15 protein-coding genes and 2 pseudogenes are annotated in these 16,493 nt (G+C 62.5%); 16 read left to right on the top strand and 1 reads right to left on the bottom strand.

Going from position 1 to position 16,493, the window contains the following annotated elements; all coding sequences use genetic code 11:
- Positions 1-174 precede the first annotated feature (174 nt).
- From U5775_RS37335 to U5775_RS37280, 11 genes and pseudogenes are all read left to right on the top strand, one after another.
- Positions 175-544, top strand: a pseudogene (locus U5775_RS37335) (IS5/IS1182 family transposase); the annotation flags it as partial.
- A gap of 302 nt (positions 545-846) precedes the next feature.
- Positions 847-1,045 (top strand): annotated as a pseudogene (locus tag U5775_RS37330) (DDE-type integrase/transposase/recombinase); the annotation flags it as partial.
- Between the two features lie 209 nt (positions 1,046-1,254).
- Entirely contained in the window at positions 1,255-2,247 is a 993-nt protein-coding gene (locus U5775_RS37325) for an IclR family transcriptional regulator (protein ID WP_415913752.1), read from the top strand.
- Positions 2,248-3,540: 1,293 nt separating this feature from the next.
- Positions 3,541-4,392, top strand: a complete 852-nt coding sequence (locus U5775_RS37315) for an ABC transporter ATP-binding protein (protein WP_322063151.1) — start codon at positions 3,541-3,543, stop codon at positions 4,390-4,392.
- A 68-nt stretch (positions 4,393-4,460) separates the two neighbouring features.
- A complete protein-coding gene (locus tag U5775_RS37310; protein WP_322063150.1) occupies positions 4,461-5,237 on the top strand; it encodes an ABC transporter permease in 777 nt (258 codons plus the stop codon).
- 46 nt (positions 5,238-5,283) lie between these two features.
- On the top strand, positions 5,284-6,324 hold the full coding sequence (locus tag U5775_RS37305; protein WP_322063149.1) for an ABC transporter substrate-binding protein: 1,041 nt from the start codon (positions 5,284-5,286) through the stop codon (positions 6,322-6,324).
- Between the two features lies 1 nt (position 6,325).
- Positions 6,326-6,676, top strand: coding sequence for a hypothetical protein (locus U5775_RS37300; protein ID WP_322063148.1), 351 nt, complete (start codon positions 6,326-6,328; stop codon positions 6,674-6,676).
- Positions 6,676-6,894, top strand: coding sequence for a recombinase-like helix-turn-helix domain-containing protein (locus U5775_RS37295; protein WP_322063147.1), 219 nt, complete (start codon positions 6,676-6,678; stop codon positions 6,892-6,894). Before U5775_RS37300 ends, U5775_RS37295 begins: the two co-directional genes overlap by 1 nt.
- 33 nt (positions 6,895-6,927) lie before the next feature.
- Positions 6,928-7,944 (top strand): aromatic ring-hydroxylating dioxygenase subunit alpha, encoded by a 1,017-nt coding sequence (locus U5775_RS37290; protein ID WP_322063146.1) that lies wholly within the window; start codon positions 6,928-6,930, stop codon positions 7,942-7,944.
- Entirely contained in the window at positions 7,941-8,390 is a 450-nt protein-coding gene (locus U5775_RS37285; protein ID WP_322063145.1) for a RidA family protein, read from the top strand. The genes U5775_RS37290 and U5775_RS37285 overlap by 4 nt, the downstream gene beginning before the upstream one ends.
- Before the next feature lie 60 nt (positions 8,391-8,450).
- Entirely contained in the window at positions 8,451-9,410 is a 960-nt protein-coding gene (locus U5775_RS37280; protein WP_322063144.1) for a PDR/VanB family oxidoreductase, read from the top strand.
- A gap of 55 nt (positions 9,411-9,465) precedes the next feature.
- On the opposite strand, the gene U5775_RS37275 is transcribed toward U5775_RS37280, so the two are convergent.
- Positions 9,466-10,446: an AraC family transcriptional regulator gene (locus U5775_RS37275; protein ID WP_322063143.1), complete on the bottom strand. Its 981-nt coding sequence runs from the start codon at positions 10,444-10,446 to the stop codon at positions 9,466-9,468.
- Between the two features lie 349 nt (positions 10,447-10,795).
- On the opposite strand from U5775_RS37275, the gene U5775_RS37270 reads away from it, so the two are divergent.
- The 5 genes from U5775_RS37270 (at position 10,796) to U5775_RS37250 (ending at position 16,393) form a co-directional block, all read left to right on the top strand.
- Positions 10,796-12,118 (top strand): aromatic ring-hydroxylating dioxygenase subunit alpha, encoded by a 1,323-nt coding sequence (locus tag U5775_RS37270; protein ID WP_322063142.1) that lies wholly within the window; start codon positions 10,796-10,798, stop codon positions 12,116-12,118.
- A gap of 107 nt (positions 12,119-12,225) precedes the next feature.
- Positions 12,226-13,233, top strand: a complete 1,008-nt coding sequence (locus U5775_RS37265; RefSeq protein ID WP_322063141.1) for an ABC transporter substrate-binding protein — start codon at positions 12,226-12,228, stop codon at positions 13,231-13,233.
- A 38-nt stretch (positions 13,234-13,271) separates the two neighbouring features.
- Entirely contained in the window at positions 13,272-14,417 is a 1,146-nt protein-coding gene (locus U5775_RS37260; RefSeq protein ID WP_322063140.1) for a porin, read from the top strand.
- Positions 14,418-14,496: 79 nt separating this feature from the next.
- Positions 14,497-15,372: an IclR family transcriptional regulator gene (locus tag U5775_RS37255; RefSeq protein ID WP_322063139.1), complete on the top strand. Its 876-nt coding sequence runs from the start codon at positions 14,497-14,499 to the stop codon at positions 15,370-15,372.
- A 256-nt stretch (positions 15,373-15,628) separates the two neighbouring features.
- Complete coding sequence (locus tag U5775_RS37250; RefSeq protein WP_322063138.1) at positions 15,629-16,393, top strand: SDR family oxidoreductase; 765 nt, start codon at positions 15,629-15,631, stop codon at positions 16,391-16,393.
- Positions 16,394-16,493 lie beyond the last annotated feature (100 nt).

The raw sequence follows: 16,493 nt of genomic DNA, 5'->3' as shown, positions 1-16,493 counted from the left end.
TGTCTCCGCTTCAGGCACTTATGCATGGCGAATTGAAACAGGTCTTGGGCGCGGCCGATGCTATCGTAGAACGTTCGAAAAAGCTTGAGAAAGGCAAGGTCTCGGATACTCGAAGTTCATGAAACCATGAGAGCTGCTTTGCAGCAGCTACGCGCGGCGATACCCGCTCGTGCCAACGTGTCGATCGACACCATCGGTGGCGACGGCGCCTGCGACACCAAGGCGTGTCATGCGCGGATTGCGGCGAGCGGAGCTGCCCCGTCGATCCAGCCACGTGAGGGCTTCACGCCGTCGCCCGAGAGCACGCCCGGCGCGGCATGGCGCAATGCTGCCATCAATGCGATAGCGCAAAGCATTAGACGTGAATGTAAGCAGACAAGTGGCTACCGTCGTCGCTCGCTGGCTGAGACCCTGATGTACCGGCTCAAGATCCTCACGGGCTCCTTTCTGCGGGCTCGCGAGATCGGTTCTCAGGCAACCGAAGTATCGATTCGTGCAGGTGCTCAACCGCATGACGGTACTCGCTCGCCCGCAGTCGGTCCGTCGCCGGACATTGAAAACATGGAGATCACTTCGTCCCTACGTCCGATTTATGCAACAACGCCCAGCGCATGTTAGATCAAAAAATGCACTCGATAGCCAGTTATCCTTGATGGAGTAATTACAAACTGGAAAGTAGCTGCTACCGAAACTGAACAAAGAGCGGACTCACTTGCCTTTATGAGAAATCTCAGCCTTCTCTTTGAGGCGCTTCATTGCTTCAATGCGGTAGATATGAGCGACGTACTTGGCTAGCCTGTGCGTCGTTACTCCTCGCTGCGCTTCTATAAGCCAATGTAGGTGGCGTACCTGAACAACGTCGTCGAGCAGAATCACCGCGCCGTCAAACGCACCATCAAGCCGATGATGGGGTTTAAAGATTTCCGCTGTGCGCGCATCATCTTGTCTGGAATAGAAATCGCGCACATGATTCGCAAGGGGCAGATGAGTAACAATGGCGTCGATTCGACGTACAACCAAGCAATTCTATTCTCTCGCGATCTAGGTATACTTATTTAACCAACGCGCGTGATCGCCCCGCAGTCATGAACGCGACACAACCTGCTTTCTCACTCTCGGTAGCTTGGCAAAGCCCCATGGATGCAAGCCGAAGACCGCTGGCCCGCGCTTGGAAGCGAGACAACAGGGGCGTCTGAGCAACGAGACTTACCGCCACCATTCTGGGGCCGGCCGGCTTCGCGCTATCATTCTGGCATTGACAGACAGGGTGGGAGTCAGGTCGGATATGGCAAAGAAACGAGGGCCGCAGCGGAGCCGAAGCGCGACTGGAGACCGGGCACGAAGGCGCAACCGGAGGACGACGAGACAATCGCTGCGGCGAAGCCGGACCTGGGGGCGGGCGAGGGCGGCGAGGCTGAGGGTGCCGGACCTTCCTGTCTGGTACCTGGGCTCGACCGCGGACTACGCATTTTGGCGGAGTTTTCGGCGCGCGAGCCTGTGCTCGGCGCCCCCGAGCTTTCGAAGCGTATCGGCATTCCACGGACCACGACGTTCCGGCTGCTGCAAACGCTTGAGGCGCTCGGCTTTCTCGAACGGGTGAATGGCGATCGCCATTTCCGGCTTGGCGTCGCGGTGCTAAGGCTCGGTTTCGAATATCTGAGCTCGTTGGAACTGACTGATTTCGGGACGCCGATCCTCGAACGCCTACGCGATGTTACGGGGCTCAGCACGCATCTGCTGATTCGCGACGAACGCGACGTGGTGTTCGTTGCGCGTGCTCAGACGCTAGATCCGATGTTCAGCTCGGTGAAGGTGCACGTGGGGTCGCGTCTTCCCGCGCATGCTACGGTGCACGGCCAGGTGCTCCTGGGCGATTTTACGGAGGACGCGCTGAGCAAGCTCTACCCTGAGCCGGTGCTCCAGCGCTACACCGACCACACGCCGATGACCGTCGACGACCTCTATGTGCGTATTCGCGCGGCCGCCGCGCAGGGTTATGCGCTCAGCGAGGGCTCGTTCGAAGCGGGCGTTTCGGTGGTGAGCGCACCGGTGCGCGACCACACAGGCAAGATCGTCGCGGTCGTGAGTGCAGCCGCACCGCACTCGCAGCTAGGCGCGCGCAGCGCGCCGCTCATCACCTCCGTTTGTGCTGCTGCGGTCGAACTCTCGTCTTGCCTCAACCATCGCCCGACGCTTGACGACCCCACCGTCGCGCGGGCATGCGAGAACACAAACGCGCAAGGCTGATGTCCCGGGCGGGCAGGAGCCGCTGCCTTATAAGCAGACGTCAAAAGGAGCGGTACATGCACGTCAGCACGAGGGTCTGGTTGCGCCCGCTTGACGCGCCGGCGTTGAAGAATGCGGCCGTAGCCTCCGAATTGGCGTGCTTATAAAGCACATCCACGTATACGCGCGTGGCCTTCGAAGGCGACTAGGTATCGCCGATCTCGAAGTGCGTCCGGCGGCGGCCCGACATTGATGTGGTTGCCGCGCCGCCGCTGACCGACGATGCCCAGTTGACACGTCGTGCCAGTGTCCGTCGCTCTGGTAAGTGTCCGAACTGCCGTCCGACTCCAGCTTCACGCGCGTGTGCAGGCCCGTGCGGGAGTAGGTTGCCGAGGCGGCACGAAAGGCCCGCACCCATGTTCTCGATCCTGTCGGCCACATAGTTGGCGACGCAACGCCTGGTTTCCTACCGCTGACTTCAACGGTGAAACAACAAATCTGGCGCCTTTCACGTCGCACAATCCAGTACGTGCCAGTGGATTCCTCCGCCACGGTATCGACGCCGCGCGCAAGCAGACAGTCGGCCATCCCATGTATTTCGAATGTAGGGGTGCCCACTTGACGCAGGGCTGATCATCTGCCGCCCGGCCGGCGCCGTTTGGAAACGGCGGAATCAGTCAGTCATCTCTTCATCTCGAAAGCGCTCGCCAGCGGCACCTGCGCCGACCGGCTACTTGGGTGCCTCCTTCTCCGCAGACACTGAAGTGGGCGCGTACGCGCGGACACAATTTTCGGAAGGCGGCCCTAAACGAGAGACGGGCAATGCGTGGCGAGGATACCGGAGGGCAAGCACAGAATTCTGGGACGAACTGCATCCTATTTGATGATTTTGGCAGTTCTCCAAAAAATATGATTAGCAAAAAATGGCTTCGATTCATGCAAGCCGGACTATGCCCGTTGCGCTTCGATGGGTCGCATTTTGTATGAAGGGCGCAAGCGTTTTCAGCTGCTCCCATAGCCATTGTCGACGTCTATCTGTATTCATCGAAACCTGAGTTTTAAGGCATTCCGACAACGACTGGGGCAAGGAGACGGCTCATTTCCATCGGTGCACGCGGCTTGCGGGATTGTTTGTGCGTGCAACTGATATTCGGGTCTATGTAGAAGCGAAGTGCTCGGCGCCAGGCGTGTAACGGTGAAAGGGTAAACCCCCTGCCGTTTTAGTCAAATTTTAATTCTGGCGCTCCGAACATCCTCCTATAATGACCAATAGAAGAACGTTGATTCATATGTGGAACAAAACAGAGGTGTCGGATGCTTTGGTTTTCCAAGCTTGAGACAAATTTCGAAGCGCTCGCCAGCGGCCGTGATGGGCGTCAAGTGGAATATGCGATTGAGTTTTGCCATGTGACCCGCCGTTTCCCTGCGAAGCATGGGAAGACGACGATGACGGCAGTGAACAATGTGTCGCTCGCCATCCGCGCAGGGGAGGTCGTATCTCTGATTGGTCCTAGTGGCTGCGGTAAGAGCACCTTGCTTAACATGGGTGCGGGCTTGTATGCGCCGAGCGAAGGCGAGGTCTTCATTGGAGGGCGGCGCGTCAGCGGGCCGTCGCAGCAAGTCGCGTTCATGTTGCAGAAAGACCTGCTCATGGCGTGGCGCACCATCGCGGAGAACGTGGAGTTGGGCATGCAGATTCGCGGCGTGCCGACGTCGATGCGCCGCACGCGCGCATTCGAGCTGCTTGAGCGCTGCCACCTCAAGGGCTTCGAGTTGCATTACCCGCATCAGCTTTCCGGCGGCATGCGGCAGCGCGCGGCGCTCGCCCGCACGCTGGCCGTCGAGCCCGACGTTTTGCTGATGGACGAGCCCTTCTCCGCGCTCGACGCGCAAACGAAGATGGTCCTCCAGCAAGACCTCGCCCAGATGCTGGCGGCCGAAGGCAAGACCGCGTTGCTCATCACGCACGACCTTGCCGAAGCCATCGCCCTTTCTGATCGCGTGTTCGTCATGAGCGAGCGACCCGGCACGATCATCGAGGAAATTGTGGTCGATCTGCCGATGCGCGACAACCCGCTCGAGCGCCGCAAGCTCTCGGCCATGAACGATTACGTGGCGCGCCTCATGGAACTGCTCAAGGTGGGCCGCGAAGAGCACCTCGGCTAAGTCGCCGCCAAGTCGGCCGTATTCCTGGACCGGCCGCGTGCGGCCGCTCAAAGAGACAGAAATTAATCATGATCCTCAAGTTAAAGATGGCGCTGGGCAGTCTGCTGCTGTTCGTGCTCTTCCTGATCGTCTGGCAATGGGGTCCCACTGCACTGGGTATTCCCGAATTCGTTTTGCCGCGCCTCTCGTCCACCTTCAGCGAAGCGCTGCGGATGTTCGAAACCGAAAACCTCATGATGCACGCTGGCGTGACCGCGCTGGAAGTGATCGCGGGCTTCGTGCTGGGATCGGCGCTCGGTGTCACGATCGGCGTGATGCTGGGCCTCTCGCCTACGACGGAAACCGTGCTCTCGCCGTATATCCTCGCGCTGCAGATCGCGCCGAAGGTGGCCTTCGCACCACTCTTCGTGATGTGGATGGGCTACACGGTCTATCCGAAGATCGTCGTGGCAATCCTGATCGTATTCTTCCCCGTGATGATCAATGTGCTCGGCGCGGTGCGCACGGTCGATCCCGATATGGTCAATCTCGTCCGGGCCATGTGCGGATCGCGCTGGCAAGTGTTTCGTCTCGTCGAGTTTCCTTCGGCGATGCAGGCGCTCTTTGCCGGTTTGCGCATTGCCTCGACGCTGGCCGTGATTGGCGTAACCGTGGGCGAACTCGTCGGCGGTGATAAAGGACTGGGCTATCTGCTCGTGTACGGCGAAGGACAGGGCAACACCGCGATGGTCTTCGTATCGATCGTTGCGCTCACGCTCATCGGCGTGCTTGCCTATGCCGTCGTGGTGTGGCTCGAGAAGCGCGTGCTGCACTATCTGCCGCGCGCCAGCATGCGCACTGTTTAAGAGGGCCTGCCCGGAGCCGGTACTTGAGTCAGGAAGGGAGATGCAGGTGAAGAGTGAAAAGTCAGTGATGGCCGCGCGGCCTTCTGTGCGGCGGCGTATCGTAGGCAACGCAGTGGTCAAGGCGGTGAGCACGGCGGCGCTCGCGCTCGCCGCGATGTGGGGCGATGCCGCACATGCTGGCGGTCCGCTGCAAGAGATGACCTATCTGCTGCCGGCGCCGCAAAGCGAGATCGCCTTCGCTCCGTTGATGATCGCGCAGTACAAGCACTACTACGCGGACGAAGGGCTGTCGGTACGTTTCGTGACTGTGCAAGGCGGCGCGGAAGTCGGCAAGCAGCTTGCCTCGGGCAACGGCGATCTGGGCGGTGGCCTCGGCGACACGCCGATCGTGCTACGCCAGAACGGCATTCCCGTGAAGGCTGTGGCGCTGTTCGGCGGCCAGGCGCTGCATCAGTTCGTGACGCGAGCCGACGAGAACATTACCGGTCCTGCGGCGCTGAAGGGCAAGACCGTCACGGTGATGTCCTATCAGGACACGTCGTTCTACGCGACGCTTGCCGTGCTCGCGAAAGGCTCGCTCACGCGCCAGGATGTTTCGGTGCAGGCGGCGGGGCCGTCGGGCATCTGGCAATTGCTGGCGCAGGGGCGCGCTGATGCGATGGTCGGCACGCCTGACTGGGCGGCCAGCGCCGAAGCGGCGGGCGCGAAGCTGACCTGGCACTCGACCGACGCGTATTTCCCCGGCATGGCGCAGGCCGTGCTCGCTTCGGACCGCACGATTGCCACGCGTCCCGACCTCGTGCGCAAGTTCGTACGCGCCTCCCTGAAGGCGATGGCCGAGATCGAGCGCGACCCGGCAGCCGCAGCGAAGGACTATGCCGCCGCCGTGCCGTCGTGGCAGGCTCGCCAGCCGTTCGTGACTCGTGTGCTCGTGTACTACGCACAGCATGTCTATCCCGGACAGAGCCGGATCGGCGCATTCGATCCAGTTCGCGTCGAAAAATTGCAGGACTTCTATCTCGCGCAGAAGATCATTCGCACGCGTGTCGATGCGAAGGATCTGTTCACCAATGAATTCGTGGAGTGATATGGACCAGACACAATCAGCGGCGCCGGCGAGCGGCGCCGAGACGATGTTGTTGACGATATTTTTGCGGCACGATCAGTCGAACAATCTGGACGCGTTTCAGTCGCGTCTGAAAGAGGCGGACTGGTGGGAGCGTTTTCCGCCCAAGGGCACGCGCGTGGTGTCGTGGACGGTGGCGATGGGCTTTGGCCAGATCGTCACGCTCGAATTGCCGCCGGCCTTGCTGTCGATCGTGAACGTCGAACTCGAACGTTCGGCGTGGGGTGTTTTTCGTACCGAGTGTTATCCGACATACGACTTCGTACCCGTGCGCGAACGCATTCGCGAGCGGGTGCGCCAGGGAGGCCAGTGATGGAGCGTTATCTCGAACCACATCAGGCGCGTCGGCGCGCGCCGACGCAATACGAAAGCCTGCTCGGCGACGCCATCGAGCGTGCGTATGCACAAGGCTTGCACGATCTCAGCGCCCTCGTGCGCTACCTGAACGAGACGGGGCCCGGCCCGCAGGACGGCATGGAGTGGACCGAAGCGGTCTTCGAAAAAGAAATGGCGCGTCTCGCGGCCGACTGACCTGCGGGCAGAGTTGAACGGAAGGTACTCATCATGAGCATTCAAGAGCAACAGACAGCCGAAACCGTCCTGCGCGACGGTTTGACGAACCTCTGGTATCCGATCAGCCCGTCGGGCTTTGTCGGCAAGAATCCCGTCTCGATGCGCCGCCTCGGCAAGAAGCTCGTGCTGTGGCGCGATACCGACGGCAAAGTGCATGCACTGGAAGACCATTGCCCGCACCGCGGCGCGCCGCTTTCGAAGGGCATCGTGCTGGGCGATCGCATTGCGTGCGGTTATCACGGCGTGCAGATCCGCGCCGACGGCGTGGTGACGAGTGTGCCCGGTAGCCCGGGCTGCAAGCTGGAAGGCTCGCGCGCCGTGCATTCGTTCCATGCGACCGAAGCCAACGGCGCGATCTGGCTTTACAACGCCGAGGGCAACATCGAGGAACCGCCGCCGCTGCGTCTGCCTGAAGAGCTGACCTCCGACGAGTACTCGTCGTTCCTGTGCTACACGGAATGGAAGGGCGACTACCGCTACGTGCTCGACAACGTCATGGATCCCATGCACGGGACCTATCTGCACAAGCAGTCGCATTCGATGGCGCTGGGAAATCAGGCTGCGAGCTTCCGCGTCCGTGACACAGCAACGGGCTTTGTGTTCGAGAAGGAAGGCCAGCGCGACGTCAATTTCGACTGGACCGAATGGGCCGATACGGACATGCACTGGATGCGCCTCGAAATTCCGTATCCGAAGACGGGCGGCCCCGGCGGCAACTTCATCATCGTTGGCAGCTACACGCCGATCACGCCGGATCTGTCCGCGGTGTTCCACTGGCGTTGCCGCAAGCTGCAAGGCTGGCAGCGCGACACGTGGCGTTTCCTCTACAAGAACCGCCTCGAAGCGCGCCACTGGGCGGTGCTGGAGCAGGACCGCGAGATGCTGGAAGACATGGAGCCGGACGCAAACCGTCATGAGCATCTCTATCAGCACGACATGGGCATCGTCAAGCTGCGCCGCCATCTGAAGGGCCTGGCTCAGGCACAACTCGACAAGGTGGCGAAATGAGCGGCGTGAACGAGATGGCGGCCACGGCCGAACGCATCGTCGCTGTTTCGGTTCCGGACCTGCCGCAGGCCACGTGGACCAACGGCATTCGCATCGGCGACGAACTGATCCTCTCGGGCATGACGGCGCATCCGAAGTCGGCCGACCCCGCGAAACCGCTTTCGACCTACGAGCAGACGCTCGTGGTCCTCGGCAAGATTCGCGCGTTGGTCGAAGCGGCGGGCGGCTCGATCGCGAACATCACGAAGCTGACCGTGTACGTGACCGACATCGCCGACAAGGACCAGGTGGGGCGCGCCCGTCGCGACTTCTTCGCGGAACTGGGCGCGTATCCGGCCTCGACGCTCGTGGCCGTTGCCGGGCTCGTGTTTCCGGAGCTGACCGTCGAGATCGATGCGACCGCAAGGCTCGACTTCGATCTCGCACACATTCGTGCGGCTCAGTAGCATCGCACCGTTTCTCACTTTGAGGCCGCGCGGCGTATTGCACGCCGCGCGCAATGAATCATGAGCAATACCGACCTTCTGCAAGCCCGCATTCGCACGCTGCGCTATGAGGCGCAAGGCGTGATGAGCGTCGAACTGGTGCCGGAAAACGGCGCCGAATTCCCTGGCTTCAGCGCCGGGGCGCACGTCGATCTGCATTTGCCGAATGGCTTGACGCGCAGCTATTCGCTGCTCAATTCGTCAACCGATGCGAACCGCTACGTGCTGGGGATTCTCTCGGATCGACAGAGCCGGGGCGGTTCGCGTTATGTGCACGAGAACTTCCGCTGCGGCATGACGTTGCCCATCGGCAAGCCGCGCAACAACTTCGCGCTCGACGAAACGGCGGAAGAGACGGTGCTGGTCGCAGGCGGCATCGGCATCACGCCGATCCTGTGCATGTACCGGCGACTGCGTGAAACCGGCAAGTCCGTGCGCGTGATCTATTGCGCGCGCAGCCGCGCACAGGCCGCGTTCCTTGATGAACTGGCGGCGCTGGGCGGCAATGTGCATCTGCATTTCGACGAAGAGAAAGACGGCAAGCCGTTCGATCTCGCCGGCTTCTTCGCGACCCAGCCGAAGCACGCACATGCGTATTGTTGCGGACCTTCGGTGATGCTCTCGGCGTTCGAAGCGGCCTGCGAAGGCGCGGGCATCGCGAACGTGCACATCGAGCGCTTCGCGGCGGACGCGGCCGTGGTTCACGCACCGAGCGAGGGCTACACGGTCCAGCTCGCGAAGAGCGGCAAGACGGTGGAAGTCGAGGCCGGCAAGAGTCTACTCGACACGCTGATCGCAGCGGGCGTCGACGTGGAATACAGCTGCGCCGAAGGTATTTGCGGCGCCTGCGAAACGCGCGTGATCGAAGGCGTGCCCGACCATCGCGATTCCGTGCTGAGCGCGTCCGAGAAGTCGGCCAACAAGACCATGATGATCTGTGTCTCCGGCGCGAAGTGCGGCAAGCTGGTGCTCGACCTCTAAACGTCCTCGCATGAACGGCGTGCCGTTGCGGCGCGCCGTTTTCACCTTCCCCCGCCTACGTTCCCGCTTCCGTCTGCTTGCCGATGGGACGCGACACCCATGCGCTCGGCGCCACGCCGCACCACCGCTTGAATGCGCGCGTAAACGACTTCTCCGACTCGTAGCCCGCCCGCGTGGCGATGGTGGCGATGCGCGCGCCCGGCACGGCGAGCGCCTTGGTGGCGGCATACATGCGCACGTCGGTCACGTGCGCCATCGGCGCCACGCCCACCAGTTCCGTAAACCGCGCGGCAAAGCGCGAACGCGACATCGAAGCGAGGTCCGCAAGTTTCGCGAGATCCCACGGCGCGCCGGGATCCTTGCGCACGGCGACGATCACCTTGCCGATCTGCGGATCGAACAGCCCGCCTAGCCAGCTCGTGCTGGCGTCGCTGTCTTCGAGCACATGCGCGCGAATCATCTGGACAAACAGCACGTCGGAGAGCCGCATGGCCGCGATGGACCAGCCGGGCCGGCAACGCATGGACTCCTCAATGAACGTCTGCAGCGTGAATTTCAGCCATGCGGAGATGGCCGGGTCGTTGTCGCGCACGAGAATGACCTTCGGGAGCACGGCGAAGAGCGGGTGGCGCGTTGCATTGGGAAAGCCCACGATCGCCGTGTGCAGCTCGCACGTCTCTCCTGTCCCGCCTGCTTCGATGGCGAGCGGCTTGTTGTACGACGGCACCACGCCTCGCTCTTCGAGCATGGTGAAGAAGCGCTTGGACGGTACGTTCAGATCGGAGCTCATGCGATGCCGGTCGCCGTGCGGCAACAGGACGATGTCGCCGGGCTGCACGAGCAGCGGCGCTTCTCCATCGACCTCGAGGTAGTAAGGGGCGCCCCGGCAGATGCGAAACGGCACGCCCATGACGGCCTCTTTGTCGAACGACCACGGTGCGTGCAGCGTGAAGTGTCCCGTCACGACAGCAGTCGCGTGGAAATCGGCGAGGTACTCGCTTAAGTGGTCCGTGCCGGAGTCGTCGTCGGTATTCAATTTCACTTCTCGTGTTCTGCGGGGTATGTGCTCTGTTTTGTTTCGTGTGCGTTCTGCGGGACGTCACATCAGGCGTTTTTTCAAGGCTCGATGTACGCGTTTACGCGAACGGCGCGTAGGGGCTTTTACGGTGTGGGACGTACTGCAACCTTTTCTGCGATTTCTGCGGTTCCCGCAGGAATATGCGCGACGAAGAATTCACTCCATCCGCCGCGTCGAACCAGGCACCCCATCCGGCACGACAGAACGGATGGCCGATGCAAAAAAAAGCGCGGCTGTTTCACCGGCGAACCCGACCGAGGTCCGCTTCGCCTTTTGCTGCATCCGTTTATATCGGAGTTACTACCCTATGTTAAGCGACGAAAAAAACAAGCTGCTCACGCAAGTGGGGCCAAACACGCCGATGGGCGACTATCTTCGCCGGTATTGGCACCCCATCGCGGGCGTCAGCGAGTTCGACGACAAGTCGGTGCGACCTATCCGCCTGTTCGGCGAGGACCTCGTGCTTTACAAGGATCTCTCGGGCAATTTTGGCCTCGTGCAACGCCGCTGCCCGCACCGGAACGCCGACCTCGCGTTCGGCTACGTCGAAAAGTGCGGCCTGCGCTGCGCCTATCACGGTTGGGAATTCGACGCAGAGGGTCAGTGCACCCATCAGCCTTACGAGGAAATTGTCGATCCGGAGGCGAAGCTGCGCAAGAAGATTCGCGTGACGGCCTATGAGGTTCGCGCGAAGGCCGGCATGCTGTGGGCCTACATGGGCCCGGCTCCTGCACCGGAACTGCCCGACTGGGAACTGTTTAACTACGAGAACGGCTTCGCGCAGGCGGTTTTCGCCGAGGTGCCCTGCAACTGGTTCCAGTGCCAGGAAAACTCGATCGACCCGATCCACTTCGAGTGGACGCACAACAACTGGACCGCCCGCCTGCAGTCGGACGACGCGGAATATGTGCCGACGCACCTGAAGACGCAGTACGAGGAATTTGACTTCGGCTTCATCTACAAACGTCTGCGCGCGCAAGAGAGCGAGCTGAACCCGATGTGGACGGTGGGCCGCGTGACGCTGTGGCCCAATGCCTTTTACCTCGGTCACCACTTCGAGTGGCGCGTGCCCATCGATGACGAAAACACGCTCAGCGTGCTGTGGGTGTTCAACCGCGTGCCGAAGGAGCAGGAGCCGTACGCGCAGCGGCACATTCCATCCTGGTACGGTCCGCTTTACGACGAAGACGGCAAGTGGATCACGTCGCACGTGGCCAATCAGGATTTCGCCGCCTGGGTGGGGCAGGGCCGTATCACCGACCGGTCGAACGAAACGCTCGGCGCAAGCGACCGCGGCGTGACGCTGATGCGCCGCCGCTTCTTCGAGGAACTCGAAGCCGTGGCCGCGGGCAAGCAGCCCAAGGGGCTCATCACGGACAAGGAAGCGAACCGCAACGTCTTGCTGCCGTCGGCGTGTCGCGACGAGCTGATCAACGGCCTGCCGCGGGCCGAACTCGCGGCTCATCCGCTACTCGGTCCGTATCTGCGCGACTTCATCGGCCAGGCCGGACAGCCCGATAGCGTGCGCGAGGCCTACGAGGCGGCCATCGGGCAGAAGCTCGAAGGCGCCCGTTTCTTCTCGGTCCACGGTTCCGGAAAGGACGCGAGCGAAGAAAGCAGCACGAAGTAAGGCCATACCCGCTCGGGCGCGCGTGGCGCAACACCGTTCCGGATGTGTGCTGCGCCACGCGCAGCCCCGACACCCCCCGCATTTACAACGACGCAAAGGATTGAGAGATGAAGACAATTTCGCGCAGGACGGTGCAGGCCGTTAAGGGCGCTTTGATCGCGGCGCTCGCGCTAACAGGCGCGTGCTTCACGGCACCGGCGTCTGCCCAGCAGGCTCCCTTGAAGGACGTGACCTTCCTGCTGGCCGCGCCGCCGGGCGAGCTCGCGTTTGCGCCGTTCATGCTGGCGCAGAGCAAGGGGTATTACACAAAGGCGGGGTTGCGGGTGCGGTGGGTGGCGGTGCACGGCGGCGTGGACGCGGGCAAGCAACTCGCGGCCGGTAACGGCGACCTCGGCGACGCGCTTGGCGACACCGCGATCATCCTGCGGGCCAACGGCGTCAACGTGAAGGGCGTAGCGCTGTTGGGCGGCCACCCGCTGCATCAACTGATGACGCGCGCGGACCGGAACATTGCGACGCCCGCCGACCTGAAGGGCAAAACGCTCTCGGTGATGTCGTATGAAGATACGTCATATTTCGCCACACTGGGAATACTTGGCAGTGCGAATCTGACGAAAAATGACGTGGACATTCAGGCGGGCGGACCGGGCGTCTGGAAAGAGGTGGCGGCCGGCAAGTCGGACGGCATCGTCGGCACCCCCGAGTGGGGCGCGGACATCGAAGCGACGGGCGTCAAGGTCAACTACCGGCCGACGGACGCGTTCACGCCCGGCATGGGGCAAGCAATCATCGCCTCGGACAAGATGATCGCCAGCGATCCGGCCACCGTGCGCAAGTTCGTTCAGGCCACGCTGCACGCGATGAACGACATTCAGGCCGATCCCGTGCAGGCATCGAAGGACTACGTTGCGGCCGTGCCCTCCTATCAGGGGAAGCTCGACTTCGTCACGAAGGTGCTGACCTACTACGCGAAGAACGTGTTTCCTGGCCGTTTGCGGCCCGGCGAGTTCGACGCGGCGATCGTTTCGAAGGTGCAGGACATCTACGTGGAGCAGAAGATCGTGCGCGCCAGGCAGCCCGTCGACAGCCTCTACACGAACGCTTTCATTCAGTGAACGAGCATTTCAGCCAATCAAACAACGACATCTGAAACATGACCAGCAACTATCTGAAGACGGGAATCGGGGCAATGCTGATTTGCGCCAGCGCCAGCAGCCACGCGCAAAGCTCGGTTGAGCTGTACGGGCTCATCGACGCCGGCATCACGTATGTGAGCAACCAGGGCGGCCAGAGTCTCGTGAAGTTCGCGGACGGCATCAATTTCGGCAACCGTTTGGGCTTTATGGGCACGGAAGACCTGGGCGGCGGCTACAAGGCGCTCTTCAAGCTGGAAAACGGCTTTTCGCTCGGCACCGGCGCACTCGGCCAGGGCGGCGCGATGTTCGGCCGCCAGGCGTATGTGGGCCTTGGGAACGCATGGGGCACGCTGACGCTGGGCAATCAGTATGACTTCGTGTTCGACTACATGTCGGAGTTCAGCGCAACCGGCTACGCGCTCGCCACCGGCGGCCATATGGGCGACGTCGACCGCCAGGGCGGCGACCGCCTGAACAACGCGGTCAAGTTTTCCAGCAACAGCTTCGGCGGCCTGCGCTTCGGCGCGATGTATTCGTTCGGCGGCGTGGCCGGCAGTCTTCACGAAAACAGTGCCTTCAGCGCGGGCCTGCGCTACGACGGCGACAAGCTGGCCGCGGCGGCGGTCTATACGCAGCTGAACAATCCGCACGGCATCGCGGGGCTCGACCCGTATAACCAGCTCGGCGTGTTCACGTTCCTGAACCAGACGGTGGCCGTGCGCAATCCCACGACGGGCGCGGTCACCGACCTGTATCCGTACGGCAATGCGTTCCCCGTCGACCGGCAGTCGATGACGGAACTGGGCGCGTCGTACAAGCTCGGCAAGCTGACCGTGACCGGCAACGTCACGGCGACCCAGTTCAAGGGTTACGGCACGAGCGAAACGCTCTGGGTGTACGAAGTGGGCGGGCTCTACTCCGTGACGCCGGAACTGCTCGGCATCGTGGGTTACCAGTACGAAAAGATGGACAACGTTCACTGGAACCAGCCGACCGTGGGCCTCTACTACTTCCTGAGCAAGCGCACGAGTTTCTACGCTGCCGCGTCGTACCTGTTCGCATCGGGTCCGCTGGTCGCGACCCAGGGGCAGGGGTTCTACAATGATCCGTCCTCGAACCATGAGCAGGCGTCTGCGCGGATCGGCATCATCCACAAGTTCTGATCCCGGTGCGCCGCCCGCCGTTGCGTTTCGGCCCACGGGCCGGACAACCGGCGCGGCGGCGCTCCCCGAGGGAGCCACCATGACATACACGCAGGACAGTCGCGGCGCCGCGCCGAAGCAAAGCAGCGCAGACGGGACGGGGGAAGGCAAGGTCGACGCGGTGCCGGCACTCGATCGCGGCTTGCGGATGCTGCTGGAATTCTCGGCGCGCGAGCCCGAGTTCAGCGCCCCCGAACTCGCGAAGCAAACCGGCGTGCCGCGCACGACGACGTTCAGGTTGTTGCAGACGCTGGAGAAGCTGGGCTTTCTGGTGCGCGGAAACACGGAGCACAGTTTCAGGCTGGGCGCCGCCGTGCTGCGGCTCGGCTTCGAGTCGATGAACGGACTCGAACTGACCGACTTCGGCCAGCCGATACTCGACCGGCTGCGCGACGCCACCGGGCTCAGCACGCATCTGCTGATCCGCGAGGGCGGCGATGTCGTGTTCATCGCGCGCTCGCGCTCGCTCGATCCGCTGCAGGTCTCGACGAAGGTTCAGGTGGGCACCCGTCTGCCCGCGCATGCGACGGTTCATGGGCTCGTGCTCATGGGCGACATGACGTCGTCCGATCTCGTCGAGCTCTACCCGCGCATCCTGCTTCAGCGCTATACGGACGAAACGCCCGCGACAGTCGGCGATCTCTACGCACGCGTCAAGATGGCCGCGAAGAGAGGGTACGCCGTCAGCGAGGCTTATCTGGAAGCCGACGTCTCGGTTGTCAGCGCGCCCGTGCGCGCGCACGGCGGAAAAATCGTCGCCGCGATCAGCGCCGTCGTTGCCGGCCCGAGACTTGCGGCGGACGTTGCCGTGCTCACGTCGCAGGTGTGCGCAGCGGCACTCGAGCTTTCGTCGTTCCTCAATTACCGGCCGTCCCCGGTCGACCCCACCGCTGCGCAGGGTCGGGCAGTCCGTTAGGCCGGGCAGCGCGGCTCCCGCTTGTCTAACCCCCTATTGCGTGTCCGGCGCACTTTAGTCCGCGGCCGGCGCGTCGCGACCGGCAGCGCTTTAGGTGTTTTCACTGAATTGCAGCCCTTTTTTCGTGTAAGGCGAAGTCGCGCTATATAATGACCATATATAAATCAATGTTTCATAAGTGGAACAAAAATGAGGCCGTGGTGAGGTTGCCAGAGTGGGTTGTCATATCGAACCGAAGCGGGAGAAGGGGCGCAGCATGACCGGAAGCACGGGAGATTTCGCGGGCCGCCGCATCGTCATCACCGGCGGCGCGCGCGGCCTCGGCGCCGCGTTCGTGACGGCGCTTGCCGAAGCGGGCGCGCGCGTGTGTTTTGGCGACGTACTGCACGACGCGGGCGCCGCGCTCGCGCAGCAACTCGCCGTGCAGGGTCACGACGTCGGCTACCTGCCGCTCGATCTCGCGCGTCCCGAGAGCGTTTCGGCCTTCGTCGAAGCCGCCTCGCAGCGCATGGGCGGCATCGATGGACTCGTCAATAACGCGGCGATCACGAATTCTGGCGGAAGGCTCGCCGGCGAGTTGCCCGTGCAGACGTGGGACGCCGTGCTGGACGTGAACGTGCGCGGCACCTGGCTCATGTGCGTGGCCGCGCAGCGCTGGCTGCGCGAGTCGGGCCGTGGCGCCATCGTCAACATCGCTTCGGATACCGCACTATGGGGCGCGCCGCGCCTGCTCGCCTACGTCGCGAGCAAGGGCGCCGTGATCGCGATGACGCATTCGCTCGCCCGCGAATTCGGCGCGGAAGACATCACGGTCAACGCGATTGCGCCGGGCCTCACCGAAGTCGAGGCCACCGCGTACGTGCCCGGCGACCGCCATGCGTACTACCTTGAGGGCCGCGCGCTGCGCCGCCCGCAAACGCCCGCCGACGTGACGGGCCCCGTGTTGTTCCTGCTCTCCGGGGCCGCGCGCTTCGTGACGGGCCAACTGCTGCCGGTCAACGGCGGCTTCGTGATGAATTGAATCTGTCGAATTAAAAGGAGAAGACGATGGCCGATGCCGATATCGAGTGCAAGTCGTGGGACCGTCCCGCCGACGCGAGCTTTGACGACTGGATGAACAC

Source organism: Paraburkholderia sp. J63, from assembly GCF_905220245.1.
Taxonomy (GTDB): Bacteria; Pseudomonadota; Gammaproteobacteria; order Burkholderiales; family Burkholderiaceae; genus Paraburkholderia.
The sequence above is the reverse complement of the archived record's forward strand: the minus strand, read 5'-3'. Positions and strand labels throughout refer to the sequence as shown.